Raw genomic sequence first — 25946 nt, 5'->3', positions numbered from 1 at the left:
TCGCGATGAGCACCGACCTGGCGAGCACGGTGGCGAGCGGCTCGCTCGCCCTGGCGCTGCCGATCGCGGTCGCCGCGGGGCTGGTGTCGTTCCTGTCGCCGTGCGTGCTGCCGCTGGTCCCCGGCTACCTGTCGTACGTGACCGGGATGAGCGCCGACCCCAGGCGCGGACGGATGGTCGCGGGGATCGCGCTGTTCGTCCTCGGCTTCGCCGCGGTGTTCGTGGCCGGCGGGGCGCTCGCCGGCGGCGTCGGCGCGGCGCTGTTCGGCAACGCCGAGATCATCACCCGGGTGCTCGGCGGGCTCACCATCGTGCTCGGCCTCGCCTTCATGGGCGTGATCCCGGGTCTCCAGCGCGACTTCCGCATCCACCGGCTCCCGGCCGCCGGGCTGGCCGGGGCGCCCCTGCTCGGCGTGGTGTTCGGCCTGGGCTGGACCCCCTGCATCGGCCCCACGCTCGCGGTGGTGCTCACCCTGGGCATGAACGAGGGCAGCGCCGGTCGCGGCGCGCTCCTCGCCTTCGCGTACGCGCTCGGCCTCGGTCTGCCGTTCGTGGCGGCCGGCATGGCCTACCGTAAGGCCCTGCACACGTTCAAGGCGGTCCGCCGCCACTCTCAGCTGATCACACGGGTGGGCGGGGCCATGCTGGTCGCCGTCGGCCTGCTGCTCGTCACCGGGCTCTGGGGAGAGCTCATCGCGGCGATGCAGGTGTGGATCGGCGGATTCCAGCCGGTGATCTGATGACTGTGACCGACACCCCGGAGAGGGACGATTCGGAGAAGGCGGCCGAGGCGCGGCCCGCGAAGCTGGGCGCCGTGGGCTGGGCGCGCTGGTTCTGGCGCACGCTCACCTCGATGCGGACGGCCCTGATCCTGCTGTTCCTGTTCGCCCTGGCCTCGATCCCCGGGTCGATCTGGCCGCAGCGCGGCGTCTCCGACGCCATGGTCGGTCAGTACTACGCCGACGACCCCGAGCTCGCCGAGTGGCTGGACCGGTTCTGGCTGTTCGACGTCTTCAAGGCGCCGTGGTTCGCCGCGATCTACCTGCTGCTGTTCCTCTCGCTGATCGGCTGCGTGCTCCCGCGCACCATGGCCCACCTGCGCGAACTCCGCAAGAAGCCGCCCGCGGCGCCGCGCAACCTGTCGCGGCTGCCCCAGCACGCCGTGCTCGACGGCGACCTGACCGTCGAGGAGGCGGCCAGGCGGCTGCGGCGGCTGCGTTTCCGGGTCACCACCGGGCCCGGCTGGGTCTCGGCGGAGAAGGGCTACCTGAAGGAGACCGGCAACCTGCTGTTCCACGTCGCGCTGCTCGGGCTGCTGGTGGCGATCGGCGTCGGCGCGCTGTACGGCTACCGCGGCAACGTGCTCGTGGTGGAGGGCGACGGGTTCGCCAACACCGTCGCCGCCTACGACCGCTACATGCCCGGACAGCAGGTGAACGCCGAGTCGCTCGAGCCGTTCTCCTTCACGCTGGAGGACTTCCAGGCGACCTACATCGCCAAGGGCGACAAGCGCGGCCAGGCGCTCGACTACTCGGCGAAGCTCGCGGTGAGCGACCTGCCGGGGGCCCCCGAGCGGACGTACGAGCTGAAGGTCAACGAGCCGCTCGACGTGAACGGCACCATGACCTACCTCCTCGACCACGGGTACGCGCCCACCTTCAAGATCACCGACGGCAAGGGCCAGGTGGCCTTCGAGGGGTCGGTGCCCTGCCTGGTCATCGACCCGGCCACCTTCACCTCCGAGTGCGTCATCAAGGTCGCGGACGCCCAGCCCGAGCAGCTGGGCATCCTGGTGGCGTTCCTGCCCAGCACCGTCCCGGCCGAGGGCGGCGAGTGGGTCTCGATCTTCCCCGGCGCGGCCAACCCGACCGCGCAGGTGTACGGCGCCTTCGCCGGCGACCTCGGCATGCGGGACGGCGTCCCGCAGTCGGTCTACGAGATCCCCCCGGAGATCCAGAAGAAACTGAAGCCGCTGGTCATGAAGGCCGATCCGCTGGCCGTGGGCCAGAAGCTCGACCTGCCGGGCGGGGCGGGCTCGATCGAGTTCACCGGCGTCAAGGAGTGGATCGCCCTCCAGATCACCTACGACCCCGGCCGCATGCCCGCGCTGCTGGCCTCCGTCCTGGCCACCGTGGCCCTGGTGTTCTCCCTGACGGTCCGCCGCCGCCGCGTGTGGGTGCGGGTCGGGGAGGGTCCTCAGGCGCGCGCCGAGGCCGGCGGTCTCACCCGCACCGGCGGCGATTTCGGCGAGGAGTTCGCGAGCGTCGTCGCCGCCCTGAATCACGGTTCGAACCCTGGAGTCAAGGATGCCCGCTGAGGCCGATCCCGTCCTCGCAGCGCTGAGTGACCAGCTGATCCTGGCGACGGTGCTGCTCTACGTCATCGCGATGCTCGCCTACGCCCTGGACCTCGCCTTCGGCCGCGCCCCGGCCGAGGCCTCCGCGGCCCCGGCCGAGCCCGTGCTCGCCGCGGTCGGCGGCGCGGCGGCCCCGGCGGCCTCCGCCTCGCAGCGGGAGGAGAACGGCGACACGGCGCTCTCCGAGGCGGAGGAGACCTCGGAGGCGGGCGAGGGCGCCGGGGGGACCCAACCGGCGCCGAAGCCGCTGCCCGTGTGGGTGACGAAGGCGGGAACGGCCGCGCTGGCACTGAGCTGGCTCGGCCTCGTCGTGAACCTGGCCGCCCTGGCCACCCGCGGCCTGGCGGCGGGCCGCTGGCCGTGGGGCAACATGTACGAGTTCGTGATCGCGATCTGCCTGGCGGCCGTGGCCGCGTTCCTGCTGATGCAGCTGCGCTACCCGGTCCGCTTCCTGGGCGCGTTCGTCGTGGGCGCGGCGGCGCTCGGGCTGGGCGCCGCCGTCCACGCCCTGCAGGTGGAGGCGGGACCCGCGATGGTCGCGCTGAACTCCTACTGGATCGCCATCCACGTCTCGGCGGCCATCGCCGCCAGCGGCCTGTTCATCGTCGCGGGAGCCTGCGGCGTCATCTACCTGATCAGGAACGACGCGGCGGTCCACCTGCCGACCCGGGAGGAGCTGGAGCGGGTCGCGCACCGGGCCATCGTGATCGGCTTCCCGATCTGGACCTTCGCCGTGATCGCCGGCGCGCTCTGGGCCGACAAGGCGTGGGGCCGCTACTGGGGCTGGGACCCCAAGGAGATCTGGGCGTTCATCACCTGGATCGTCTACGCCGGCTACCTGCACGCCCGCGCCACCGCCGGCTGGAAGGGCAGGTCGGCGACCGTCGTGCAGCTCGTCGCCTTCGCCTGCCTGCTGTTCAACCTCATCGGCGTGAACATCTTCATCCCCGGCCTGCACTCCTACGCGGAGATCCCCGGCTAGTAGATCTCCGCGAACTCCGCCGCCGCCCGGCGCGTCACAACCCGGGGGACAGGAGGGGCGGATGAGTTCTGGGCTGATCGACGGGGATCCGCAGCGGCTGGGCGGTTACTGGCTGGCCGGACGGCTGGGCGCCGGCGGCCAGGGAGTGGTCTACGAGGCGTACGACGCCGAGGGCCGGCGGGTCGCGGTCAAGGTGCTGCACGGGGACGCCGGCACCGACGCCGAACTGCGCCAGCGGTTCGGCCGTGAGGCGACCGCCGCGCGGAAGGTCGCCTCTTTCTGCACCGCGGCTGTGATCGACGCCGATCTGGACGGCCCCCGGCCGTACATCGTCTCCGAGTACGTGGAGGGCCCCAGCCTGCGCGGGGCCGTCAGCGGGGGGCGCCGCTTCGGCGGCGGCGACCTGCACCGGCTGGCGACGGCGGTGGCCACGGCGCTGACCGCGATCCACGACGCGGGGGTGGTCCACCGGGACCTGAAGCCGGACAACGTGCTGCTGGGCCCGGACGGCCCCCGCGTGATCGACTTCGGGATCGCCCGCACGGCGGACATGTCGCTGACCGCGACCGGGAGGGTCACCGGAACGCCCACCTACATGGCGCCCGAGGTGTTCTCGGGGGAGCGGGCCGGGACCGCGGCCGACGTGTTCGCCTGGGGCGGGATCATGGTGTTCGCGGCGACGGGCACGGACCCGTTCCAGGCGGAGACACTCGGCGCGGTGATGCACCGGGTGCTCTCGCACGAGCCGCGGCTGGACGACCTGCCCGAGGCGCTGCGGTCACTGGTGGCCGCCGCGCTCGCCAAGGACCCCCGGACCAGGCCGTCGGCCAGGGACCTGCTGCTCGCCCTGGTCAGCGGCGGCGACGGGCTCGACACCGCGCGCCTGCTCGCGGCGGGCAGTGACGCCGGGGCCCGGATCCGCAGCGACTCGAGCGATCCCGCGCTGGGCGGTCTCGCCGAGGACTGCTACGCCGCCCTGGGACCGGCCGAGCGGGAACTGGCCCCCCAGGTGTTCCTGCGGCTGGTGACGGTGACCGACGACGGCCGGCAGATCCCGCGGCGGGCGCAGTGGGCCGAGCTCGTCGGCGGCCGGGACGAGGAGGAGGCCGCCGCCGTCCGGCGGCTGCTGGACGTCTTCGCCTACCTGGTCGGCCGGGACGACCGGGAGGTGTGGCTGTCACGCCCGGCGCTCCCGCTGGCCTGGCCCCGGCTGCGCCAGTGGGTGCGGGCCAACTGGGACGGGCTGAAGGCGCACCGGGAGATCCTCTCCGCGGCCTGGCGCTGGCACGCCCAGGGCCGCCGGGACGGGGACCTGTTCCAGGGCGGCAGCCTGCAGAGCGCGATGACCTGGGCCGCCACCGGGCGGCGCGACATCACGCTCAGCACGGTGGAGCGGGACTTCCTGGAGGCGGGCACCGCCCTCACCCGGCGCCGCGCCCGCCGCAACCGGCTGGTCTTCTCGGCGCTGGTGGTCCTTCTGGTGGTGGCCCTGGTGGCGGGGGCGGTCGCCGTACAGCAGAGCAGGATGGCCGATGAACGCGCCGCTACCATCGCCGCCCAGCGCGACGAGGCTCAGGCGCGGCAGCTGGCCGCCACGGCCGAGTCGCTGCGGGTCTCCGACCCGGTACGGGCGATGCTGCTGAGCGTGGCCGCCTGGCGGCTGTCCCCGGTGACCGAGGCCCGGGCGGCCCTGACCGGCTCGCTGACCCAGTGGGAGACCGCGACCTTCCGGGATCGGGCCGTCTCGGCGCGGACGGTGCGGGCGCTGAGCCGTGACGGGCGCGTCCTCGCCAGCGCGGGCGAGGGCCGGGTGCGCCTGTGGGACGTGCGGACCGGCCGGCAGATCACGAGCTTCTCGGGCGTGGAGGACGACCTGCGCCAGATCGAGTTCAGCCCGAGCGGCAGGCTGCTGGTCACGGTCGGCGGGGAGCGGATCCGGAGCTGGGACGTGGCGACCGGCGAACCCCGCGGTCCGGGACGCACCTACCCCGGCCAGGGGGAGTACGACCTCAAGGTCTCCTTCGGCCTGTCCGAGGACTGGGTGGCCGTCTACGGCGGACAGGGACTGGCGGGCGTCCTGCACACCGGGACCGGCGAGGAGCGGGGGATGCCGCCGTCCGTCTACGGGACGTGGGCCGACATCTCCCCGGACGGACGCCGCCTCGTCAGCGGCGGTTTCGACAACCAGCCGGTGATCGTCGAGCTCGGCTCGATGCGGGTCACCCCCCTGGGCGCCGCATGCAAGTGCTCGGCGCAGGTCGCCTACAGCCCGGACGGCCGGACCGTCGCGCTCGGCAAGGGCAAGCGGGTGGAGCTGTACGACGCGGTCACCGGTTCGCTGACGGGCCGGCTGCCCGGCGTCGACCAGGGGCGCCCGGTGTTCAGCCACGACGGGCGGCTCCTGGCCGTGGTGGGCCCGGACGAGATCGAGGTCCGGCGGCTGGCGGACCGGCGGCTGCTGCTGTCGTACGGGCTCGGCGTGGACCTCGGGCCCGCGGTGGCGTTCGATCCGGACGGGCGCACGCTCCGCTACCTCGCCGAGGACGGCGTCACGGCCCTCGACCTGTCCCCCGTGGCCGGCGCCGTCGTCCGCGAGCCGGCGTTCTCCGACGACCAGCTGGCGGTGCTCAGTCCCGATCTGCGCCTGGCCGCCGTCAAGGAGTACGAGGAGAGCCGGGTCCGGCTGGTGGACACGCGCGGGAACACCACCCTCGCCACCCTGGAGCTGGAGGCGGGCACGGCGGACGAGTTCGCCGAGATGGCCTTCAGCGCCGACGGCGGGTACCTGGTGGTCAGCGCCGGCACCACGGGAAAGATCAGCGTCTGGGACACCGTGACCTTCCGGCGGGTCGCCGTCCTGTCCGCCGGAGAGGACGCCACCGTGGGGGGCGGCGTGGCGATCGACGTCACCGGGGCCGCGGTGGCGGCCTACGTCAGCGTCTTCGAGGGAGAGACGGCTCACGACGAGGTCCGGTTGTGGGACGTGCCCACGGGCCGCCAGCGCTGGACCCGCCGGGAGCCCGCCTCCAGCGAACTGGCGTTCACGCCGGACGGCCGGGCCGTGGCCGTCACCACCGGCGAGCAGCGGCTGCTGGACGCGGCGACCGGCGGGCCGTTCGGCGCGCCGTACGGCCCGCCGAACGGTCAGGGCAGGATCGTCCTCGTCTTCGACCGGGACGGTTCCCGCTTCGCCGTCGCCGACTCCGTGGGGCGCGTCTCGGTGTGGGAGACCGCGAGCAGGCGCCGGGTGGGGCCGGTGCTGCGGATCGGCGCCGAGCTGGAGTGGGACGCGCTGGCCTTCTCCCCGGAGGGGGACGTGCTCGCGGTGAAGACCGGCACCCGGACGGCGGGGATGTGGGACGTCGGCACCGGCAGGCGGCTGGGCGGCCCCCTGCCCGCGGGGAGCGGGCCGCTGCTCGGCATGGCGTTCTCGGCGGACGGCTCCCGGCTCGTCACCCTGGACGGCGATGGAAAGCGGGTCGAGCATCCGGTCGATCCGGAGGCGACGGCCGTCGCGGTCTGCGCGCGGGCCGGGCGGACGCTGACCCCGGCCGAGTGGCGGGAGCACCTTCCCGGGACGGCCTACCGGGACGTGTGCGCGGCCCGGCGTTGAGGCCGCGTGAATCGGGGTCCCGGCGCGGTACGGCGCGGCGGGACCCGGCGGGCGGACGGGCCGGCGGGTCAGTCTTCGTCGCGCAGGCGCCGGTCGAGGTCCTTGAGGAAGTCGGGGTCGTCGTCGGGGCCCTTCGGGGCCTGCGGCCGGGGCCGGGGTTGGGGGCCGCTGTCGTCGCGGAAGATCGTCCTTGGTGCCCGGGGACCGAGGGGGCGGCCGAGCAGCAGCCAGAACAGGGCGCCGACCGAGAACAGCAGCACCACGATGAGCACCCAGAGGATCTTGGGGAGATTCCTGGCCTGCTCGTCCGGCGTGGTGATCACGTCGAACAGGCAGTACAGCCAGAAGGCCAGCAGCGCCAGGCCGAGAAGCACGGACATGCCCGAACTGTAAGCCATCACGGCGGCAGGTGCGGCCGGGACGGGCGTTCGGGATGACGCGCGGAGATCCGCGTCGTACGGTGTAACCCGTTGCCGCTTTCCCGGGGGGCGCATTGAACACCGACAAAGGACGTCATCGGCGGCGCTGGTGGCAGCGGGGGGGATCCCACCGTGCGGACGGCGCCGTGCGGGAGGCCCCACGCGAGGTTCCCCGCGATCCCGAGCGGCGGATGAGAACGGTGGCGGCCCCCTCGGTCGACCGGCCGCAGTACACCTGGCAGGACTTCGAACTGGCCGACGAGCGTCCCCGGGCCCAGCCCAACAGCCCGGACACCCCGGACACGGGCGACGGCCTGCGGCACTGCGGACCTCTGGAGCGCGTCCTGCACCGGCAGTGGGACGCCCGCAAGGGCCCGCCGCCCCCGGAGATCGTGCGGGCGGTGGAGAGCCTGGCGCGGCTGCCCGACCGGCTGAAGCTCCTGCTGGCCACCAGCCTCGACGGCATCTACGTCGGCGCGGGCGGCGTGCCCGACCTGGACGACATGGGCTACCTGCGCGGCGCGCCGCTGCCGTCCGGCCGGGCGACGTGGGACGTCTGCGCCGGGGCGTACGGCGATCGCAAGGTCGTGGTGGGGGACCGGCCCTCGCCCACCCCCGACGTGATGATGCACGAGATCGGCCACGCCCTGGACGACGTGGACGCGCCCCACGAGGGATGGGTCTCGGACTCCCCGGAGTTCGCCGCCCTCTACGAGCGCTGCGTCCCCCTGCTGGTCTCGACCTTCCACCGGCAGTCCGGCGGCCTGGGCCGCAAGGAGTTCTTCGCCGACGCCTTCGCCGCCATCGCCTCCAGGCAGCGTCCCGCCCTCGTGGACATGCTGGGCGGGGACACGCGGATGGCGCTCGATGTCATGCTGTTCTTCAACCGGCGTTACGGAATCTAGGTGATCTGGGATGTACGTCATCCGGCTCGCTGACGGGACCCTGCGCGTGCCGCAGAGCCTGTCCAGCGATGACGGGCGTCTGATCGGCAACGCCTACATGGAGCTCTCCCCGGGTGATCCGGACTACGACCGCTGGCTGCCCGAGGCGCTCACCGAGGAGGAGATGGCCGAGCGGCGGCGCCGGTGGCGTGAGGAGAACGACGAGCTGGAGCGGGAGTTCCTGGCGTTCAAGGCGGAGCAGGACGGCTAGGCTCCCGGGCAGCGCAGAGTGACTCCACGGTGACCCTGCGGCTTCCGGGTAGGGCGCGCAGGATCACCGATGGTGTGACGCCGTAAGTCGTCAGACGCGGGGAGACTCGCCAGCCGGCCGTTCGGCCGTCAGGACGTCCTCGCCGCGCAGAAGGGCGTGCACTTCCGATTCACGGAAGCGACGGTGCCCTCCGGGGGTACGGATGCTGCTGATGCGGCCTGCCGCGGCCCAGCGCGTCACCGTCTTTGGGTCGACCCGGAAGAGGGCGGCAACCTCTCCAGGTGTCAGCAGACGCTCGCTGCTACTCTCCACAATCTCTCCCCCTCGCATCCCGCTTCCTGCCAGCGGGCGGACAGGTAACCAGTGTGCCGAGCGAAGCCTGATTTATCCGTGCTTTTCATCAAAGATCACGGGTTGTTATCGACTGACTGCCCGATTGTTATATGATAGAGCCTCTTTGGGACTCTCGTGGGTGTTTCTTTACGTAACTGATGTGTTGGGCACACTAGCAGTGCTCGCGCCAGATGCGAAGAGCGCTCACGTCCGTGCCGTCCGCACGTCCTCGCCACGCGGTGGCGTAGCCTCGACGTGTGCATCCCGCCATCGTCTACACCCTGTGCCGGATCCTCCTGCTGCTCGTGAGCGGCGGAGTCCTTTACCTGCTCGGCCTGCGCGACCCCTTCTACCTGATGGTCGCCGCGTTCCTCGTCAGCGGGGTGGCCAGCTATGTCCTGCTGTCCAAGCAGCGTGACGCGATGAGCGCGCGAATCGCCAAGAATCGGAAGTGATCACGGCAGCGGGAACATGCCGATCCGGGCATGGTACTCGCGGCCGAGCCGGATTGTGTCACTACCAACCAGTAGCCCCCCTCGATGGGCGAGAAAGGCTTTGACGCCGATTCCGCGCTCCCTCGTGGGATTCCACGACAGGGCCTTGCCGGTGACCGGGTGGATCGCGCCGATGCCCGGCCGCTCGACCGCTCCCGGCCCCGCGGAGTCGGATCCGCCGGGATTGTCCAGCCAGCGCTGATGACCGCCCACATAGACGGCCGCCCCCGTCACCGCGACCGAGTAGAGCGAGTCGCCGCCGGTGAAATTCACCCAGGTGGGCCCGGTCTCGCCGCGGGCGTAGGTCTCGAAGCGCGCGGCGCTGTCGCACAGCCTCCGCGGCCCGCCGGGCCCGCCGCTGGTGACGACCACGAAATAGCTCCCGTCGGGGGCGAAGTCGAGCCCCCTGACGTAACTGGGGAAGGCGGGCATGCAGGCCGCGGCGTAGGCGTCGGTCCGCCAGGAGGAGACCTTCGCGCGTGAGGCGCCGATGTCGACCAGGCCGAGCTGGGGGCGCGAGTGCCCGTCGAGGGTGGTGAAGTTGCCGTCGACCGCCAGCCGGTCCCGGCCGAGCGCCAGCGCGTACACCCTGACCCGGGACCCTCTGGGACTCCCCGGCCTGATCGTGAAGCCGGGGTCGACGGCGCCGGTGGCGGCGTCCACCCGGGCGAGGGCCGTACGGGTGAGGCGGCCGATGTGGGTGAAGTCGCCCCCCAGATAGAGGTGTGATCCGCGGCGGGCCAGGCTGGTGACCGAACCGCCGTGGGCGTGGGCGCGGAAGCCGGTCACCGGCGAGCCGTCGGACAGCCGGAGCCGGACCAGCTTCCGGGTCGCGACGCCGTCGGTCTCGGTGAACGCGCCCCCCGCGTAGACCGTGCCGCCGGTCCCGGCGGCCAGGGCGTTGACCGGCCCGTCGAGATAGGGCGAGAAATCCGGCAGGATCCGTCCGGTGGCCAGGTCGTAGGCGAAGAGGTTGTCGCGTTCCAGGACCTCCGAGCCGCCGGCGTCGCGCACCTCGCTGAACGAGCCGCCGACCACCACCGTCCCGTCCACCAGGGCGATGGCGTTGACGATCCCGTCGAGCACGTGCGGGGTGGTGTTCACCGGGTCGGCCGAGACGACCCTGCTGTGTGCGACGGTCCCGGCGGCGGCGGTCCCGGCGGGGGCCAGAAGCACGATCGAGGTCAGGACCGGAACGGTTCGGGCAAGCATTCACCAAGTCCTAGCAGACTCTTCGTCACCACGCCGCTACTTTCCGTGGATTGTCCGGGCGGCCATAGGCTTGTCCCCATGACGCGCGCTTCGCTGGACAAGCAACCGCACGAGGTCGCCTCGATGTTCGATCGCACGGCCCGGCGCTACGACCTGATGAACGACCTGATGTCCCTGGGGCAGGACCGGTTCTGGCGCAAGGCCACCGCCGCCGCGGTCGACGCGGGCCCCGGCGAGCTCGTGCTCGACCTGGGCGCGGGCACCGGCACCTCGACGGAGGCGTTCACCGCGCTCGGCGCCCGGGCGATCGCCTCGGACTTCTCCCTGGGCATGCTCCGGACCGGTGTCGAGCGGCTCGGCGGCTCGGGTCTGTCCGGCGGGGGCGTGAACGGGCTCACCTTCGTCGCGGGAGACGCGTTGCGGCTGCCGTTCGCCGACGACAGCTTCGACGCGGTGACGATCTCCTTCGCCATCCGCAACGTCAACGACACCGAGCAGGCGCTGCGGGAGATGCTCCGGGTGACCAAGCCCGGGGGCCGCCTGGTGGTCTGCGAGTTCTCCCGGCCGGTGATCGGGTCCTTCGACTTCGTCTACAGCCGGTACCTGGTCAGCATGATCCCCGTCATGGCCAGGCTCGTCAGCTCCAACCCCGACTCCTACGAGTACCTCGCCGAGTCGATCAAGGCGTGGCCGGGGCAGGCCGAGTTCGCGCGCGTCATCCAGCGGTCCGGGTGGAAGAAAGTCGCCTGGCGCAACCTCTCGCTCGGCATCGTCGCCCTGCACCGCGCCTACAAGCCCGCGTCCTGACGCGCCGCGTCTACGAGCCCGTGTCCTGACGCGCCGCGCCTGAAAGCCGGGGCCTGACCCGCCGGGCGGGGGTGCGGGCGTGCCCCCGCGGTACGCCCGCGTCACGACCCGGAGCGCCGTTGCTCCGGGCCGCCCTCCCGATCCTCGCCCCGGGCGCGGCTACCGCCGCAGTTCCAGGACGACGATGTGCCCCCAGCGATGGTGGGGGCGGACGGCCGCCTCGGTGGCGAAGCAGGCGACCTTGATCTCCGGGAGATAGTCGTCGAAGAGCTCGGTGCTCATCCCGGACCTGCACCAGATGTACATCTCCAGCCGGCCGTCGCCGTACGGGATCGTCCCCGCCACCAGCGGCAGGCGGCCCTGCGGCGTCCGCAGCGGGGTCTTCAGGCACAATCCCTGGAAACGGTGCCTGACGACCAGGGCGTGGAGCTGGTCCGCGACCGCCCGGCGGGCCGGCGGGTAACCGACCCCCGCCACGAGGGGCAGCAGGTAGGCGGCGAGCCAGGCGGGCCGCTCGGCCAGCGTCGGCACCACGGCGGTGACGGCCGAGCCGGCGGCGAGCTCCACGCGCCACCGGATGATCCGCCCGAGCCAGGCCGGCGGGCCCGACGCCCGGGGGATGCGGAAGTGGTGCCGGGTGCGCCCCGGCCACCCGGGCAGCTCGCTAACCACGGAGTCCTCCCGGGCCGGGCGATCCGGCCGTGGCCACGGCGGGTCTGCCGTCCCTGTCCCGGACCTTCGAGTCTGCTCTTTCGATGATGCGTTCGCCCGGCCCCTTGCGGGGGCGTGGCGAGGGAGTAGCGTTGGACATGTTCCACGGCTCCTGTTCCCGTCGCTGATGAGGTTGAGGGGACTGCGGGACTTCCGGGCGGATGGGTCGCAGCCATCCGCCCGTTCGCGTGGATGATCGTCTTCGGGTGGGCCCGGTGCGGGCGGCCCCCGGCCGCGCGGCGGGCGCGCCGTTTCCGAGGCGGAAGATTCTTGGCCCTTCTCAGCCATGCGCACCTCTCGCATCTGTCCGGGGCATTACTGTGAGGATGTCCCGGCGGGATGTGCGATGCAATTCCCGGGGGGATTACTTGAGAGATGCCCGATGGAAGTTGTTTCAACCTGGTAAGTGAGGGTTGTGAACTTTGCGGTTCGGGTACCACTTGATGACGTTCGTGAGGAGAGCTGAGTGGCGCGCGAAGTCAGCCCCACCGTCAGCCGGCGCCGACTCGCCGCGGAGTTGCGCCGACTCCGCGAGGATGCCCGTCTCACCGGCGGCCAGGTGGCCAAGGCCCTGGGCTGGTCCACCTCGAAGCTCTCCCGGATGGAGAACGCTCAGGTCGGGGCGCAGAAAGACGACGTCGTGGCGCTGGCGGAACATTACGGGACGTCCTCCGAATGGCGAGACACCCTGTTGACGCTCTCCCTCGAATCCGAGCAGCGCGGCTGGTGGGAGGACCACGCGGACGTGCTGTTGGGGTCGTATGCCGCCTACATCGGCCTGGAGGCCGGGGCGCAGTCGGTGTTCACCTGGCAGAGCCTCGTGATTCCGGGCCTTCTGCAGACCCCCGCGTATGCGAAGGCGACGATAGGGCCGCCCGCGCCCACGCCTTTCAAGAACCTGCTTCCGGGGAAGGTCGCGAAGCTCGCCCAGGTCCGTATGCGGAGGCAGCGTCTACTGGACGAGGAGCCTCATCTGAACGTCACCGCGGTGATCGATGAATCGGCGTTCTTCCGGCGGTTCGGCGCCGAAGAGGTGATGCGGGAGCAACTGCGGCACCTCACGGCGGTCGCGGCCCGCCCCAACGTCGAGATCCGGGTGCTCCCGCTCGACGTCGACCACGGGGCGATGCCCCACAGCTTCGTCCTGCTGCGGTTCCCGGAAAGGGAGGGGCTGGGCAGGCTGCACGGCGACATCGTGTACCTGGAGAATGCGATGGACAGCACGTTCGTGGAGGACGAGGAGTCCACCTTCGCCTTCGGCTGGCTGTTCCAGCAGATGCTGGAGAAGGCGCTCTCCCCCGAGGAGTCGTCGGAGCTGATCGCCCGGGAAGCGCGGTGAATCGGGGAATGGCGGCGCGCGCGCATGAAGCGGCCGACACGTTGCGCATTCGTTACTGTGCCTGTCCTTGATCGGATCACTCCTGAGTGCCGGCTCCGGTACAACGGAAGGGTTTCCCGTACCGGATCTTGCCGAGAGGCTCCGAGCGCTCATGGACACCACGTGACTCTGTACAACCCGGATGACCTCTCCTGGACGAAGAGCAGCCTCAGCACTGTCTCCACCGAGTGTGTGGAGGTCGCCCGCCCCCCGGGCGGGCCGGTGTTCGTCCGCGACTCCAAGGACCGTTCCGGGCCGATGCTGACCTTCACGCCGGGTGAGTGGCAGGACTTCCTGGCCGGCGTGCGGAACGGTGGGTTCGGCGCCTGAGGGGCCCGGAAACCGGGCGATGCCCCGCGGCGGGCCGCCGGTGCGGCCCCGGGGGTTTTCCCGTACGCGGCCGGGGCAGCGGCCGGGAGGACGGGGGTCAGGCGACGTCACGGGGCGAGGATCCACGTGATCGTCGAACCCGCCTGACATCGGGCCCCCAGGAAGCGTTAGACTGCGGGCCGACAAGTTTGTGAAGTCCTTCACAAAGGAACGAGAGGCCCCTTACCCCGAGGCCGTCGAAGCATGTAGGACAGGACAGGTCCCGTGACCGTGCCAGCCGCCCCACAGCGGAGTGTCGCTGAGGCTGACGCCGACGTCATCGTCGTCGGCGCCGGGCCCGCCGGTTCGACAACCGCTTTTCACCTCGCACAGGCCGGGCTCACCGTCCTGCTGCTCGAGAAGACCACATTCCCCCGCGAGAAGGTCTGCGGCGACGGGCTGACCCCCCGCGCGGTCAAGCAGCTCATCGCCATGGGCGTCGACATCGACGCTCCCGGCTGGGTCAGGAACAAGGGCCTGCGCGTCGTCGGCGGAGGCCTCCGGTTCGAGTTGGACTGGCCGGAGCTGGCCAGCTACCCCGACTTCGGCCTGGTCCGCACCCGCCAGGACTTCGACGAGATCCTGGCCGCCAACGCGGTGCGCGCCGGGGTCCGCCTGCTGCAGGGCGTCAACGTCACCGGCCCGATCCTCGACGAGCGCAGCGGCCACGTCGTGGGCGTGACGGCGAGGAAGGACGGCGAGGAGGTCGCCTACCGGTCCCGGCTGGTGGTGGCGGCCGACGGCAACTCCACCCGGATGTCGCTGGCGATGGGACTGCACAAGCGCGAGGACCGCCCGATGGGCGTCGCCGTGCGGACCTACTTCACCAGTCCCCGGCACGACGACGACTATCTGGAGACCTGGCTGGAGCTGTGGGACGGCGACCAGCTGATGCCCGGCTACGGCTGGATCTTCGGCGTCGGCGACGGCACCTCCAACGTGGGCCTGGGCCTGCTGAACACCAGCGAGTCCTTCAAGGGCATGGACTACCGTGACCTGCTCAAACGTTGGGTCAAGAACATGCCCGCCGAGTGGGGCTACACCGAGGAGAACATGACCGCCCCGATCCGGGGCGCCGCGCTGCCGATGGCCTTCAACCGCCAGCCGCACTACACGCGCGGACTGGTGCTGGTCGGCGACGCGGGAGGAATGATCAACCCCTTCAACGGGGAAGGCATCGCGTATGCGATGGAGACCGGCCACATCGCGGCCGAGACCATCGTGCAGGCGCTGGGCAGGACCACCGCGGCCCAGCGGGAGCGGGTTCTGCGGGCCTATCCGCAGATCCTGAAGGACGCCTACGGCGGATACTTCACGCTCGGCAGGGGGTTCGTGGAGCTCATCGGACGCCGCGGCGTCATGAACTTCGCCACCCGGCACGCGCTGCCGCATCCCGGTCTAATGCGGTTCGCGTTGAAGCTCCTTGCTAATCTCACCGACCGACGAGGCGACGTGTCGGACAGGATCATCAACGCTCTGTCCAAGGTCGCGCCACCGGCATGACCTCACAAAACACGTGGAACCCGGAGCGAGCCGAGATGATCGCCCTGCCTAGACTTGTGAAACACACCACTGTGACGAGCTACGCGCCGGCGCGCGTGGAGATGGGAGAGGAGGCGTAGCGATGGAGCTGTACGCACCCATCCTGGTGCTCGCCGTTCTCGCGGCGGGATTCGCGATCTTCTCGGTGACGATCGCACCCTTCACCGGTCCCAAGCGCTGGAACCGCGCCAAGCTCGACGCCTATGAATGCGGCATCGAGCCCACCCCCCAGCCGGTCGGCGGTGGCCGCTTCCCGCTGAAGTACATGATCACCGCGATGCTCTTCATCGTGTTCGACATCGAGATCATCTTCCTCTACCCGTGGGCGGTCGCCTTCGACCAGCTCGGGCTGTTCGGGCTGGTCGAGATGGTGCTGTTCATCGTCACCGTGCTCGTGGCCTACGCGTACGTGTGGCGCCGCAAGGGTCTGGACTGGGATTAGGACTATGGGACTTGAAGAGAAACTCCCGAGCGGTTTCCTGCTGAGCACGGTCGAGCAGGTGGCCGGCTGGGCGCGTAAGAACTCGGTCTGGCCGGCGACCTTCGGTCTGGCCTGCTGCGCGATCGAGCTGATGTCGACCGGCGGTCCCAAGCACGACCTGGCGCGCTTCGGCATGGAGCGTGCCTCGGCGTCTCCGCGCCAGGCCGACCTGATGATCGTCGCGGGCCGGCTGTCCCAGAAGATGGCCCCGGTCCTGCGTCAGATCTACGACCAGATGGCCGAGCCCAAGTGGGTCATCGCCATGGGGGTCTGCGCCTCCAGCGGGGGCATGTTCAACAACTACGCGATCGTGCAGGGCGTGGACCACGTCGTTCCCGTCGACATCTACCTGCCGGGCTGCCCGCCGCGGCCCGAGATGCTCATCGACTCGATCGTCAAGCTGCACGACAAGATCCAGAACATGAAGTTCGGCGCGCACCGCGCCAAGCAGATCGACGAGCTCGAACTGCAGGCGCTTCGGACCCTGCCGCTGATCGACCAGGGAACGGCCAAATGAGCAACCCGAACGAACCCGACAACCTGCCCGAAGTGCCACAGGAGCCGATCGCCCGCATGGGCATGTTCGGCGCCCAGGACTCCGGTGACACCTCCGGTTACGGCCGCCTGGTCGTACGGCGGGCGCCCCGGCTGTCGACCCCCCGCCCCTACGGCGGCTACTTCGACGCCGTCGCGGACGAGCTGGAGCGCGCGCTCGGCGGCGACCTCGCCGACGCGGTCGAGCGCGTGGTCGTGGACCGCGGGGAGCTGACCTTCCACGTCAAGCGCGAGCGCCTGCTGGAGGTCCTCCGGCACCTGCGCGACGACCCCGCGCTCCGCTTCGAGCTCTCCCTGGGCGTCTCCGGCGTGCACTACCCCCATCTGGAGGGCGAGGAGCTGCACGCGGTCTACCACCTGTGCTCGATCACGCACAACCGGCGGCTGCGCGTCGAGGCGTCCTGCCCCGACGCCGACCCGCACATCCCGTCGAGCGTGTCGCTCTACCCGACGCACGACTGGCACGAGCGGGAGACCTGGGACTTCTTCGGGATCGTCTTCGACGGGCACCCGGCGCTGACCCGCATCATGATGCCCGACGACTGGGACGGCCACCCGCAGCGCAAGGACTACCCGCTCGGTGGCATCCCGGTCGAGTACCGCGGAGCCGAGATTCCCCCGCCGGACCAGAGGAGGTCCTACAAGTGAGTGCGCCTTATGAGGAGGCCACCGAGGGCAAGGTCTACACCGTCTCGGGCAACGACTGGACCGAGCTGGTCGCCACGCTCAGCGGCCAGCAGGACGAGCAGCTCGTCGTCAACATGGGCCCGCAGCACCCGTCCACGCACGGCGTGCTCCGCCTGATCCTCAACCTCGACGGCGAGACGGTCACCGAGGCCCGGACGGTCATCGGCTACCTGCACACCGGCATCGAGAAGACCTGCGAGTACCGCACGTGGACCCAGGGGACCACGCTGGTCACCCGGATGGACTACCTCTCGCCGATCTTCAACGAGACCGCCTACTGCATGGCCGTGGAGAAGCTGCTGGGCATCACCGAGCAGATCCCCGAGCGGGCCCAGGCGATCCGCGTGCTGACGATGGAGCTCACCCGCATCTCCTCGCACATGGTGGCCATCGGCACCTTCGGCATGGAGCTGGGCGCGACCACGCCGTTCCTCTTCGGGTCCCGCGAGCGCGAGATGGTGCTCGACGTGATGGAGTACATCACCGGCCTGCGGATGAACATGGCCTACGTCCGGCCCGGCGGCGTCTCCGTCGACCTGCCGGCCGGCGCCGTGGACAAGGTCGCCGAGCTGCTGAAGATCATGCCGAAGCGCATCAAGGACATGCGCAAGATGCTCGACGCGAACCCGGTCTACCTGGCCCGCACCAAGGACGTCGCCTACCTCGACCTGACCGGCTGCATGGCGCTGGGCATCACCGGCCCGATGCTGCGGGCCGCGGGTCTGCCGTGGGACCTGCGCAAGTCGCAGCCGTACTGCGGATACGAGACCTACGACTTCGACGTCCCGACCGAGAAGACCGGCGACGTCTACGGCCGCTACCTGGTCCGGGTCGCCGAGATGGAGGAGTCGCTCAAGATCATTGAGCAGGCCCTCGACCGGCTGTCCGGCCCGCTCAAGGGCGGCCGCGTGATGGTGGACGACAAGAAGATCGGCTGGCCCTCGCAGCTCGCGCTCGGCCCCGACGGCTTCGGCAACTCGCCCGACCACATCGCGCACATCATGGGCAGCTCGATGGAAGCGCTGATCCACCACTTCAAGCTGGTGACCGAGGGCTTCCGGGTCCCGGCCGGCCAGGCGTACGCGAGCGTCGAGGGCCCCCGCGGCGAGCTCGGCGCCCACGTGGTCAGCGACGGCGGCACCAAGCCGTACCGCGTGCACTTCCGCGACCCGTCCTTCACGAACCTGCAGGCCGTACCGGCGACGTGTGAGGGCGGCATGGTCGCCGACGTCATCTCCGCCGTGGCCTCGATCGACCCGGTCATGGGAGGTGTCGACCGATGAGTGCGGAGAAGAACGCCGCGAACTTCGCGAGCCACGAGGGGAGCGTGACCCTGAACCCCGCCGAGGAGGGGGTCGCGGCCGTGAGCCCGGGCGAGGAGGGGCGCGCGGCCGTGGCGGGGGGTTACTCGCCGGAGGTCCGCGCCCGTCTGGAGCAGGACGCCAAGGAGATCATCTCCCGTTACCCGAGGACGCGCTCGGCCCTGCTGCCGCTGCTGCACCTGGTGCAGTCGGAGGACGGCTACGTGTCCGACGCCGGCCAGGAGTTCTGCGCCGAGATGCTCGGCCTGACCAAGGCCGAGGTGGTGGGCGTGGCCACCTTCTACACGATGTACAAGCGCCGCCCGATGGGCGACTACCACGTCGGCGTGTGCATCAACACGCTGTGCGCGATCATGGGCGGCGACCAGATCTGGGACGAGCTCTCCGAGCACGTCGGCGTCGGCCACGACGAGGCGACCCCGGACGGCAAGGTCTCGCTGGAGCGGCTCGAGTGCAACGCCGCCTGCGACTTCGCCCCGGTGATGATGGTCAACTGGGAGTTCTTCGACAACCAGACGCCCGCCTCGGCCAAGCAGCTCGTCGACGACCTGCGCGACGGCAAGGACGTGTCGCCGACCCGCGGCCCGAAGAAGCTCTGCACCTTCAAGGAGGCCTCCCGGGTGCTGGCCGGCCTCCCCGACGAGCTGGCCGGCGACGGCCCCTCGGCGGCCGGAGCCTCCCTGGAGGGCCTGAAGGTCGCCAAGGCCAACGGATGGAAGGCCCCTGAGGCATGACGACTCTCACTCCCGTCCTCACCGAGAACTGGGACCGGCCCGACTCCTTCAAGCTCTCCGGCTACGGGGAGTACAAGGCCGCCAAGAAGGCGCTGGGCATGGACCAGGACGCCGTCATCCAGGCGGTCAAGGACTCCGGTCTGCGCGGTCGCGGCGGCGCGGGCTTCCCCACCGGCATGAAGTGGGGCTTCATCCCGCAGGGCGACGGCAAGCCGCACTACCTGGTGGTCAACGCCGACGAGTCCGAGCCGGGCACGTGCAAGGACATCCCGCTGATGATGGCCAACCCGCACTCGCTGGTGGAGGGCGTGATCATCACGTCCTACGCCATCCGGGCGAACCAGGCCTTCATCTACGTGCGCGGCGAGGTCCTGCACGTCATCCGCCGCCTGCACGCGGCCGTCCGCGAGGCCTACGAGGCCGGTTACCTCGGCGAGAACATCTTCGGCAGCGGCTACGACCTGGAACTGGTCGTGCACGCGGGCGCGGGCGCCTACATCTGCGGCGAGGAGACGGCCCTGCTCGACTCGCTCGAGGGATATCGCGGCCAACCCCGTCTCAAGCCTCCGTTCCCGGCGGTGGCGGGCCTCTACGCCTGCCCCACTGTGATCAACAACGTCGAGTCGATCGCCAGTGTTCCCTCGATCATCGCCAACGGCGCCGACTGGTTCGCCGGCATGGGCACGGAGAAGTCGACCGGGTTCGGCATCTTCTCGCTCTCCGGCCACGTCACCCGTCCCGGCCAGTACGAGGCGCCGCTGGGCATCACGCTGCGCGAGCTCCTCGACATGGCGGGCGGCATCCGCGAGGGTCACCGGCTGAAGTTCTGGACCCCCGGCGGGTCGAGCACGCCGATCTTCACCGACGAGCACCTGGACGTGCCGCTCGACTTCGAGTCGGTCGGCGCGAAGGGGTCCATGCTCGGCACCCGGGCCCTGCAGATCTTCGACGAGACGACCTGCGTGGTGCGCGCGGTGATGCGCTGGACCGAGTTCTACGCGCACGAGTCCTGCGGCAAGTGCACTCCCTGCCGGGAGGGCACCTACTGGCTCAAGCAGGTGCTCAAGAGGCTGGAGAAGGGTCAGGGCACCGAGGAGGACCTGACCACGATCACCGACATCGCCGACAACATCCTGGGCCGCTCCTTCTGCGCCCTCGGCGACGGCGCCACCAGCCCCATCCACTCGTCGGTGAAGTACTTCCGCGACGAGTACCTCAAGCACTTCGAGATCGGCGGCTGCCCGTTCGATCACGCTCCGTCCACGGTGTGGGGGAACGCATGACGGTTGAAGCGACCACCCCGGCGCAGGCGCCGGTGGACCTGGTGACCCTCACCATCGACGGGTTCCAGGTGAGCGTCCCGAAGGGGACGCTGATCATCCGGGCGGCGGAGCTGCTCGGCATCCAGATCCCGCGCTTCTGCGACCACCCGCTGCTGGACCCGGCGGCCAACTGCCGCCAGTGTCTGGTGGAGATCCCGGACGCGGGCAACGGCCGCGGCTTCCCGAAGCCGCAGCCCTCCTGCGCCATCGAGGTCGCCCCCGGCATGGTGGTCCAGACCCAGCTCACCTCCCCGGTCGCGGAGAAGGCGCAGCGCGGTGTCATGGAGCTGCTGCTCATGAACCACCCGCTCGACTGCCCGGTCTGCGACAAGGGCGGCGAGTGCCCGCTGCAGAACCAGGCGATGTCCAACGGCCAGGGCGAGAGCCGCTTCCAGGAGAAGAAGCGCGTCTTCGCCAAGCCGGTCCCGCTCTCCACCCAGGTGCTGCTGGACCGCGAGCGCTGCGTGCAGTGCGCGCGCTGCCTGCGCTTCGCCGACGAGATCGCCGGCGACCCGCTCATCGAGTTCTTCGAGCGCGGGGCCAAGGAGCAGGTCGGCACCGCCGACGGCGCGCCGTTCGAGTCCTACTACTCGGGCAACACCGTCCAGATCTGCCCGGTGGGCGCGCTGACCGGCGCCGCCTACCGGTTCCAGGCCCGCCCGTTCGACCTGGTCTCCACGCCGAGCGCCTGCGAGCACTGCGCCAGCGGCTGCTCCCTGCGCACCGACCACCGCCGCGGCCGGGTCACCCGCCGCCTGGCCGGGGACGACCCCGAGGTCAACGAGGAGTGGAACTGCGACAAGGGCCGCTGGGCCTTCACCTACGCCACCCAGCCCAACCGGCTGAAGACCCCGCTCATCCGTGACGAGGAGGGGCGCCTGGTCCCGGCCTCCTGGCCCGAGGCGCTCGCCGTCGCGGCCAAGGGCCTGGCCGCGGCCCGCGGGCGCGCGGGCGTGCTGGTCGGCGGCCGGGTCACGGTCGAGGAGGCGTACGGCTACGCCAAGTTCGCCCGGATCGCCCTGGCGACCAACGACGTCGACTTCCGCTCCCGGCCCCACTCGGCGGAGGAGACGCAGTTCCTCGCGCACGCCGTCGCGGGCAAGAGCATCGAGGTCCGCTACCGCGACCTGGAGGCGGCCCCGGCCGTGTTCCTGGTGGGCTTCGAGCCCGAGGAGGAGTCGCCGATCGTCTTCCTGCGCCTGCGCAAGGCGTGGCGGAAGAAGGGCCTGGCGGTCTTCTCGGTCGCGCCGTTCGCCACCTCCTCCCTGGCCAAGATGGGCGCCACGCTCATCCCGTCGGCGCCCGGGGCCGAGGCCGAGGCCCTGGAGAACCTGCTCTCCGGCGATTCCCCCGCCGCCGAGGCGGTCAAGCAGCCCGGTGCGATCATCCTCGCCGGTGAGCGGCTCGCCACCTCCCCGGGTGCGCTGTCCGCGCTGGTCCGGCTGGCCGAGGCCAGCGGCGCCCGCCTCGCCTGGATCCCGCGCCGCGCCGGCGAGCGCGGCGCCGTCGAGGCCGGGGCGATGCCGAACCTCCTGCCGATCGGCCGCCCGGTCGCCGACGAGGCCGCCCGCGCCGAGGTGGCCCGGGCGTGGGACGTCGCCTCGCTCCCGGAGACCCCGGGCCGCGACACCTCCGCCATCCTGGCGGCGGCGCTGCACGAGGACCTCGACGCCCTCCTGATCGCCGGCGTCGACCCCTACGACCTGCCCGACCCGCAGGCCGCCCTGGAGGCCCTGGAGAACACGCCGTTCATCGTCAGCCTGGAGCAGCGTCCCAGCGCGGTCACCGACCGCGCCGACGTGGTGCTCCCGGTCGCCGCGGCGTCGGAGAAGGCGGGCACGTTCGTCAACTGGGAAGGGCGCGGCCGTACCTTCGAGGCGGCCCTGAACGTCCCCGGCGTGATGAGCGACCTGCGGGTGATCTCCTCGATCGCCGACCACATGGACGTGCACCTCGGCCTGCCGGACCCGGCCGCCGCCCGCCGCGAGCTCGGCTCGATCGGCGCGTGGCGGGGCGCCAGGGTCGAGGCGCCCCGCGTGACCTTCCGGTCGGGCACCGCTCCGCAGGCCGGTGAGGCCCTCCTCGCCACCTGGCACCAGCTGCTCGACGACGGCCGCCTGCAGGCGGGCGAGCCGTACCTCGCCGGAACCGCCCGCGCGGCCGAGGCGCTGCTGTCCCCGGTCACCGCGGCCGAGGCGGGGGTCGCCGACGGCGACAAGATCACCATCACCGCCGCGCGGGGTTCGCTGAGCCTGCCGGTGCGGATCGCCGACCTGCCCGACCGGGTGGTGTGGCTGCCGGCCAACTCCGGCGGCTCCTCGGTGACCCGCGACCTGCGTGCCGTCGCCGGTGACCTCGTCAAGATCGGGAGCGCCTCATGAGCCTCATGAGCATGACCCTGCTCGCGGCCCCGGCCGCGGATCCGACCCTGGACGACTTCGGGCACGATCCGATCGGGATCGTGATCCTCAAGTCCGTCGTCATCTTCGTCGTGCTGATGCTGGGCGTCCTGTTCGGCGTGTGGTTCGAGCGCAAGCTCATCTCCCGCATGCAGAACCGGTACGGCCCCAACCGGGCGGGCAAGTTCGGTCTGCTCCAGTCGGTGGCCGACGGTCTGAAGATGGGTCTGAAGGAAGACCTGATGCCGCGGACCGTCGACAAGGTGATCTACTTCATCGCCCCGGTCGTGCTCGCGGTCCCCGCCTTCCTGGCCTTCTCGGTCATCCCGATGGGCCCGAAGGTCAACATGTTCGGCGTCGAGACGCCGCTGCAGCTGACCGACCTGCCGGTCGCGGTGCTGCTGGTGCTGGCCATGGCCTCCATCGGCGTGTACGGCATCGTGCTGGCCGGGTGGGGCTCCCGCTCGCCGTACGCGATGCTGGGCGGGCTGCGCGCCAGCGCGCAGGTGGTCTCCTACGAGATCGCGATGGGTCTGTCGTTCGTGGGCGTGTTCCTGTTCGCCGGCACGCTGTCCACCTCGGGCATCGTCGCCGCGCAGGCGAACGGCGGCTCGTTCGCGCTGGGCGACGTGGACATCCCGCTGCCCTCCTGGTACATGATCCTGCTGATCCCGTCCTTCGCGATCTACGTCATCACGATGCTGGGCGAGACCAACCGGGTCCCCTTCGACCTGCCCGAGGGCGAGGGCGAGCTGGTCGGCGGCTTCCAGACCGAGTATTCCAACTCGCTGAAGTTCGCGGTCATCATGCTCGCCGAGTACGTCAACGTCTTCGTCGTCTCGGCCGTGTCGATCACCCTGTTCATGGGCGGCTGGCGGGCCCCGTGGCCGATCTCCATGTGGGACGGGGCGAACACCGGCTACTGGCCGCTGCTGTGGTTCTTCCTGAAGATGGTGCTGGTCTTCTCCTTCTTCATCTGGGCCCGCGCCTCGCTGCCGCGCGTCCGCTACGACCAGCTCATGTCCCTCGGCTGGAAGATCCTGATCCCGGCCAACCTGGCCTGGATCCTGCTGGTCGCCACCATGCGCGCCATGCGGCTGGACGGGGTGAACCAGACCGTCGTCCTGATCCTGGGGGCGGTCGTCCTCGCCGGGGCCCTGGCGATCTGGCTGCGCTTCGACACCACTCTGCAGCGGCGCAGAGAGGCCAAGGCCGCGCAGGTCGAGGCCGAGTTCGAGCAGCTCCAGGCCGAACCCACCGCCGGCGGCTTCCCGGTGCCGCCACTCGACCTGCCGCACTACCACGGGGTGGGGCGCAAGGAGGTTCCCAGTGGGACTAACTGATTGGCTCAACCCCGTCAAGGGGTTCGGCGTGACCTTCCACACGATGTTCAAGAAGGTCGAGACGGTCAACTACCCGGAGGAGAAGCGGCCCACGGCCCCGCGCTTCCACGGCCGGCACCAGCTCAACCGCTGGCCCGACGGCCTGGAGAAGTGCGTCGGCTGCGAGCTGTGCGCCTGGGCGTGCCCGGCCGACGCGATCTACGTGGAGGGCGCGGACAACACCGAGACGGAGCGCTACTCGCCCGGTGAGCGTTACGGGCGCACCTACCAGATCAACTATCTGCGGTGCATCCTGTGCGGGCTGTGCATCGAGGCGTGCCCGACGCGCGCGCTGACGATGACCAACGAATACGAGCTCGCCGACTCGACTCGTGAGAGCCTCATCTACACCAAGGAGATGCTCCTCGCGCCGCTCGGCCCCGGCATGGAGGCCCCGCCCCACGCCATGCGTCTCGGTGAGACCGAAGAGGACTACTACCGGCTGGGACGAAACAATGGGTGAGACCATCACGTTCTGGGTGCTGGCGGTCGTTTCCGTGGCCGCGGCGCTCGGACTCGTCTTCAGCCGCAAGGCGGTCTACTCGGCGCTCATGCTGGGCGTCGTCATGCTCTCGCTGGCCGTGCTCTACGCGGTCCAGGACGCGCCCTTCCTCGCCGCGGTGCAGATCATCGTCTACACCGGCGCCGTCATGATGCTCTTCCTGTTCGTGCTCATGCTCGTCGGCGTGGACTCCGCGGACTCCCTGGTCGAGACGATCAGGGGCCAGCGCTTCTGGGCGATCGTGGCGGGCCTCGGCTTCGGGCTCCTGCTGGCCCTGGCCGTCGGCAACGTGGCCTTCAGCCCGGCGGCGGGCATGGGCCGGGCGGTGAGCGGCCGCGACGGGAACGTCCCGGCGCTGGCCGAGGAGATCTTCACCCGGCACGTCTTCGCCTTCGAGGTCACCTCGGCGCTGCTGATCACCGCGGCGCTGGGCGCGATGGTGCTGGCCCACCGCGAGCGGGTCCGGCCCAAGGCCACCCAGCGGGACCTGGCCCGCACCCGCTTCGCCGGCCCGCAGCCCTCGCCGCTGCCCGGTCCGGGCACCTACGCCCTGCACAACGCCATCGACATGCCGGCCCTGCTGCCGGACGGCACCGTCGCCGTCACCTCCATCAACCGGGTGCTCGCCCGGCACGAGATGGAGGAGGGCTACGCGCCGACCGACCCGGAGAAGGCCGCGCTCATCAAGCAGGTCCTGGAGAAGGACGCGGCCCGGGACGCCGCGCCGGTCGAGGGCGACAAGCCCATCCAGGTCAAGGACGCGCTCCAGGACGAGGGCGAGCTCCGGGATGAGGGCGAGCCGCAGGCCGGGACCACGTCCCGCAAGGAGAACGCGCCTCAGGAGGAGGACGGCAAGTGACCACCCACTACCTGGTGCTCTCCGCGCTGCTGTTCGCGATCGGCGGCGTCGGCGTCCTGCTGCGGCGCAACGCGATCGTGGTCTTCATGTGCGTGGAGCTCATGCTCAACGCCTGCAACCTGGCATTCGTCACCTTCGCCCGGCAGCACGGCAACCTGGACGGCCAGCTCATCGCGTTCTTCGTGATGGTGGTGGCCGCGGCGGAGGTCGTGATCGGCCTTGCCATCATCGTGATGATCTTCCGAACCCGCAGGTCGGCGTCCGTGGACAACGCCAACCTGCTGAAGTACTAAGAGGTGGCCGGTGCAATCTCCTGCTGAGATCGTCTCGCA

General features: G+C 70.8%; 26 protein-coding genes. 22 read left to right on the top strand and 4 right to left on the bottom strand.

Annotated features, from left to right (window positions below; translation table 11 throughout):
* Positions 1 to 5 precede the first annotated feature (5 nt).
* From Plo01_RS13585 to Plo01_RS13570, 4 genes are all read left to right on the top strand, one after another.
* Complete coding sequence (locus Plo01_RS13585) at positions 6 to 740, top strand: cytochrome c biogenesis CcdA family protein (RefSeq protein ID WP_203890893.1); 735 nt, start codon at positions 6 to 8, stop codon at positions 738 to 740.
* Positions 740 to 2317 carry a cytochrome c biogenesis protein ResB gene (resB, locus tag Plo01_RS13580; protein ID WP_203890892.1) on the top strand — a complete coding sequence of 526 codons (1578 nt, stop codon included), beginning with the start codon at positions 740 to 742 and terminating at the stop codon, positions 2315 to 2317. Before Plo01_RS13585 ends, resB begins: the two co-directional genes overlap by 1 nt.
* Positions 2307 to 3338, top strand: coding sequence for a cytochrome c biogenesis protein CcsA (gene ccsA, locus Plo01_RS13575; RefSeq protein ID WP_203890891.1), 1032 nt, complete (start codon positions 2307 to 2309; stop codon positions 3336 to 3338). Before resB ends, ccsA begins: the two co-directional genes overlap by 11 nt.
* A gap of 61 nt (positions 3339 to 3399) precedes the next feature.
* The gene (locus Plo01_RS13570) at positions 3400 to 6951 is read left to right on the top strand and encodes a serine/threonine-protein kinase (protein WP_203890890.1); all 3552 of its coding nucleotides are present in this window, start codon (positions 3400 to 3402) and stop codon (positions 6949 to 6951) included.
* 68 nt (positions 6952 to 7019) lie between these two features.
* On the opposite strand, the gene Plo01_RS13565 is transcribed toward Plo01_RS13570, so the two are convergent.
* Positions 7020 to 7331: a PLD nuclease N-terminal domain-containing protein gene (locus tag Plo01_RS13565; protein WP_239316238.1), complete on the bottom strand. Its 312-nt coding sequence runs from the start codon at positions 7329 to 7331 to the stop codon at positions 7020 to 7022.
* Between the two features lie 185 nt (positions 7332 to 7516).
* Between Plo01_RS13565 and Plo01_RS13560 the strand changes: the two genes are divergently transcribed.
* Together Plo01_RS13560 and Plo01_RS13555 are read left to right on the top strand one after the other, a co-directional pair.
* Entirely contained in the window at positions 7517 to 8275 is a 759-nt protein-coding gene (locus Plo01_RS13560) for a hypothetical protein (protein ID WP_239316236.1), read from the top strand.
* A 10-nt stretch (positions 8276 to 8285) separates the two neighbouring features.
* Positions 8286 to 8525, top strand: a complete 240-nt coding sequence (locus tag Plo01_RS13555) for a hypothetical protein (RefSeq protein ID WP_203890888.1) — start codon at positions 8286 to 8288, stop codon at positions 8523 to 8525.
* A 90-nt stretch (positions 8526 to 8615) separates the two neighbouring features.
* Here the strand turns inward: Plo01_RS13555 and Plo01_RS13550 are convergent, their stop codons facing one another.
* On the bottom strand, positions 8616 to 8855 hold the full coding sequence (locus Plo01_RS13550) for a BldC family transcriptional regulator (RefSeq protein WP_012887349.1): 240 nt from the start codon (positions 8853 to 8855) through the stop codon (positions 8616 to 8618).
* Between the two features lie 260 nt (positions 8856 to 9115).
* On the opposite strand from Plo01_RS13550, the gene Plo01_RS13545 reads away from it, so the two are divergent.
* Positions 9116 to 9313, top strand: a complete 198-nt coding sequence (locus tag Plo01_RS13545) for a DUF4229 domain-containing protein (protein ID WP_203890887.1) — start codon at positions 9116 to 9118, stop codon at positions 9311 to 9313.
* Here the strand turns inward: Plo01_RS13545 and Plo01_RS13540 are convergent, their stop codons facing one another.
* Positions 9314 to 10564, bottom strand: coding sequence for a hypothetical protein (locus Plo01_RS13540; RefSeq protein WP_203890886.1), 1251 nt, complete (start codon positions 10562 to 10564; stop codon positions 9314 to 9316). It abuts the gene before it with no gap.
* Positions 10565 to 10642: 78 nt separating this feature from the next.
* Between Plo01_RS13540 and Plo01_RS13535 the strand changes: the two genes are divergently transcribed.
* Positions 10643 to 11371 carry a demethylmenaquinone methyltransferase gene (locus Plo01_RS13535; RefSeq protein ID WP_203890885.1) on the top strand — a complete coding sequence of 243 codons (729 nt, stop codon included), beginning with the start codon at positions 10643 to 10645 and terminating at the stop codon, positions 11369 to 11371.
* A 159-nt stretch (positions 11372 to 11530) separates the two neighbouring features.
* On the opposite strand, the gene Plo01_RS13530 is transcribed toward Plo01_RS13535, so the two are convergent.
* Positions 11531 to 12043, bottom strand: a complete 513-nt coding sequence (locus Plo01_RS13530) for a hypothetical protein (RefSeq protein ID WP_203890884.1) — start codon at positions 12041 to 12043, stop codon at positions 11531 to 11533.
* 505 nt (positions 12044 to 12548) lie between these two features.
* Here Plo01_RS13530 and Plo01_RS13525 point away from each other — a divergent pair.
* The 14 genes from Plo01_RS13525 (at position 12549) to nuoK (ending at position 25907) form a co-directional block, all read left to right on the top strand.
* Positions 12549 to 13421 (top strand): helix-turn-helix domain-containing protein, encoded by an 873-nt coding sequence (locus tag Plo01_RS13525; RefSeq protein WP_203890883.1) that lies wholly within the window; start codon positions 12549 to 12551, stop codon positions 13419 to 13421.
* A 162-nt stretch (positions 13422 to 13583) separates the two neighbouring features.
* Positions 13584 to 13790, top strand: a complete 207-nt coding sequence (locus tag Plo01_RS40240; RefSeq protein WP_239316234.1) for a DUF397 domain-containing protein — start codon at positions 13584 to 13586, stop codon at positions 13788 to 13790.
* Between the two features lie 264 nt (positions 13791 to 14054).
* A complete protein-coding gene (locus tag Plo01_RS13515) occupies positions 14055 to 15332 on the top strand; it encodes a geranylgeranyl reductase family protein (protein WP_203890881.1) in 1278 nt (425 codons plus the stop codon).
* A 121-nt stretch (positions 15333 to 15453) separates the two neighbouring features.
* Complete coding sequence (locus tag Plo01_RS13510) at positions 15454 to 15813, top strand: NADH-quinone oxidoreductase subunit A (protein ID WP_068920773.1); 360 nt, start codon at positions 15454 to 15456, stop codon at positions 15811 to 15813.
* Between the two features lie 4 nt (positions 15814 to 15817).
* A complete protein-coding gene (locus Plo01_RS13505; RefSeq protein WP_203890880.1) occupies positions 15818 to 16369 on the top strand; it encodes a NuoB/complex I 20 kDa subunit family protein in 552 nt (183 codons plus the stop codon).
* Positions 16366 to 17055, top strand: a complete 690-nt coding sequence (locus Plo01_RS13500; RefSeq protein WP_203890879.1) for an NADH-quinone oxidoreductase subunit C — start codon at positions 16366 to 16368, stop codon at positions 17053 to 17055. The genes Plo01_RS13505 and Plo01_RS13500 overlap by 4 nt, the downstream gene beginning before the upstream one ends.
* Positions 17052 to 18377, top strand: coding sequence for an NADH-quinone oxidoreductase subunit D (locus tag Plo01_RS13495; protein ID WP_203890878.1), 1326 nt, complete (start codon positions 17052 to 17054; stop codon positions 18375 to 18377). Before Plo01_RS13500 ends, Plo01_RS13495 begins: the two co-directional genes overlap by 4 nt.
* Entirely contained in the window at positions 18374 to 19150 is a 777-nt protein-coding gene (gene nuoE / locus Plo01_RS13490; RefSeq protein ID WP_239316232.1) for an NADH-quinone oxidoreductase subunit NuoE, read from the top strand. Before Plo01_RS13495 ends, nuoE begins: the two co-directional genes overlap by 4 nt.
* Positions 19147 to 20433, top strand: coding sequence for an NADH-quinone oxidoreductase subunit NuoF (gene nuoF, locus Plo01_RS13485; RefSeq protein WP_203890877.1), 1287 nt, complete (start codon positions 19147 to 19149; stop codon positions 20431 to 20433). Before nuoE ends, nuoF begins: the two co-directional genes overlap by 4 nt.
* Complete coding sequence (locus tag Plo01_RS13480) at positions 20430 to 22853, top strand: NADH-quinone oxidoreductase subunit G (protein WP_203890876.1); 2424 nt, start codon at positions 20430 to 20432, stop codon at positions 22851 to 22853. The genes nuoF and Plo01_RS13480 overlap by 4 nt, the downstream gene beginning before the upstream one ends.
* Complete coding sequence (nuoH, locus tag Plo01_RS13475; protein WP_203890875.1) at positions 22850 to 24214, top strand: NADH-quinone oxidoreductase subunit NuoH; 1365 nt, start codon at positions 22850 to 22852, stop codon at positions 24212 to 24214. The genes Plo01_RS13480 and nuoH overlap by 4 nt, the downstream gene beginning before the upstream one ends.
* Positions 24201 to 24716 (top strand): NADH-quinone oxidoreductase subunit NuoI, encoded by a 516-nt coding sequence (gene nuoI / locus Plo01_RS13470; RefSeq protein WP_084780859.1) that lies wholly within the window; start codon positions 24201 to 24203, stop codon positions 24714 to 24716. Before nuoH ends, nuoI begins: the two co-directional genes overlap by 14 nt.
* Complete coding sequence (locus Plo01_RS13465) at positions 24709 to 25614, top strand: NADH-quinone oxidoreductase subunit J (RefSeq protein WP_203890874.1); 906 nt, start codon at positions 24709 to 24711, stop codon at positions 25612 to 25614. The genes nuoI and Plo01_RS13465 overlap by 8 nt, the downstream gene beginning before the upstream one ends.
* On the top strand, positions 25611 to 25907 hold the full coding sequence (gene nuoK, locus Plo01_RS13460) for an NADH-quinone oxidoreductase subunit NuoK (protein WP_203890873.1): 297 nt from the start codon (positions 25611 to 25613) through the stop codon (positions 25905 to 25907). Before Plo01_RS13465 ends, nuoK begins: the two co-directional genes overlap by 4 nt.
* Positions 25908 to 25946 lie beyond the last annotated feature (39 nt).

Source organism: Planobispora longispora, from assembly GCF_016863135.1.
Taxonomy (GTDB): domain Bacteria; phylum Actinomycetota; class Actinomycetes; order Streptosporangiales; family Streptosporangiaceae; genus Planobispora; species Planobispora longispora.
Note: the sequence above shows the minus strand (reverse complement) of the source record. Positions and strands in the feature narration are given on the sequence as shown.

What these genes read in the sequence shown, in the direction of transcription:
- Plo01_RS13585 (WP_203890893.1), top strand. Translation starts at nt 6, where the DNA reads ATGAGCACCGACCTGGCGAGCACGGTGGCGAGCGGCTCGCTCGCCCTG.
- resB (WP_203890892.1), top strand. Translation starts at nt 740, where the DNA reads ATGACTGTGACCGACACCCCGGAGAGGGACGATTCGGAGAAGGCGGCC.
- ccsA (WP_203890891.1), top strand. Translation starts at nt 2,307, where the DNA reads ATGCCCGCTGAGGCCGATCCCGTCCTCGCAGCGCTGAGTGACCAGCTG.
- Plo01_RS13570 (WP_203890890.1), top strand. Translation starts at nt 3,400, where the DNA reads ATGAGTTCTGGGCTGATCGACGGGGATCCGCAGCGGCTGGGCGGTTAC.
- Plo01_RS13565 (WP_239316238.1), bottom strand. Translation starts at nt 7,331, where the DNA reads ATGTCCGTGCTTCTCGGCCTGGCGCTGCTGGCCTTCTGGCTGTACTGC.
- Plo01_RS13555 (WP_203890888.1), top strand. Translation starts at nt 8,286, where the DNA reads ATGTACGTCATCCGGCTCGCTGACGGGACCCTGCGCGTGCCGCAGAGC.
- Plo01_RS13550 (WP_012887349.1), bottom strand. Translation starts at nt 8,855, where the DNA reads ATGCGAGGGGGAGAGATTGTGGAGAGTAGCAGCGAGCGTCTGCTGACA.
- Plo01_RS13540 (WP_203890886.1), bottom strand. Translation starts at nt 10,564, where the DNA reads ATGCTTGCCCGAACCGTTCCGGTCCTGACCTCGATCGTGCTTCTGGCC.
- Plo01_RS13535 (WP_203890885.1), top strand. Translation starts at nt 10,643, where the DNA reads ATGACGCGCGCTTCGCTGGACAAGCAACCGCACGAGGTCGCCTCGATG.
- Plo01_RS13510 (WP_068920773.1), top strand. Translation starts at nt 15,454, where the DNA reads ATGGAGCTGTACGCACCCATCCTGGTGCTCGCCGTTCTCGCGGCGGGA.
- Plo01_RS13505 (WP_203890880.1), top strand. Translation starts at nt 15,818, where the DNA reads ATGGGACTTGAAGAGAAACTCCCGAGCGGTTTCCTGCTGAGCACGGTC.
- Plo01_RS13500 (WP_203890879.1), top strand. Translation starts at nt 16,366, where the DNA reads ATGAGCAACCCGAACGAACCCGACAACCTGCCCGAAGTGCCACAGGAG.
- nuoE (WP_239316232.1), top strand. Translation starts at nt 18,374, where the DNA reads ATGAGTGCGGAGAAGAACGCCGCGAACTTCGCGAGCCACGAGGGGAGC.
- nuoF (WP_203890877.1), top strand. Translation starts at nt 19,147, where the DNA reads ATGACGACTCTCACTCCCGTCCTCACCGAGAACTGGGACCGGCCCGAC.
- Plo01_RS13480 (WP_203890876.1), top strand. Translation starts at nt 20,430, where the DNA reads ATGACGGTTGAAGCGACCACCCCGGCGCAGGCGCCGGTGGACCTGGTG.
- nuoH (WP_203890875.1), top strand. Translation starts at nt 22,850, where the DNA reads ATGAGCCTCATGAGCATGACCCTGCTCGCGGCCCCGGCCGCGGATCCG.
- Plo01_RS13465 (WP_203890874.1), top strand. Translation starts at nt 24,709, where the DNA reads ATGGGTGAGACCATCACGTTCTGGGTGCTGGCGGTCGTTTCCGTGGCC.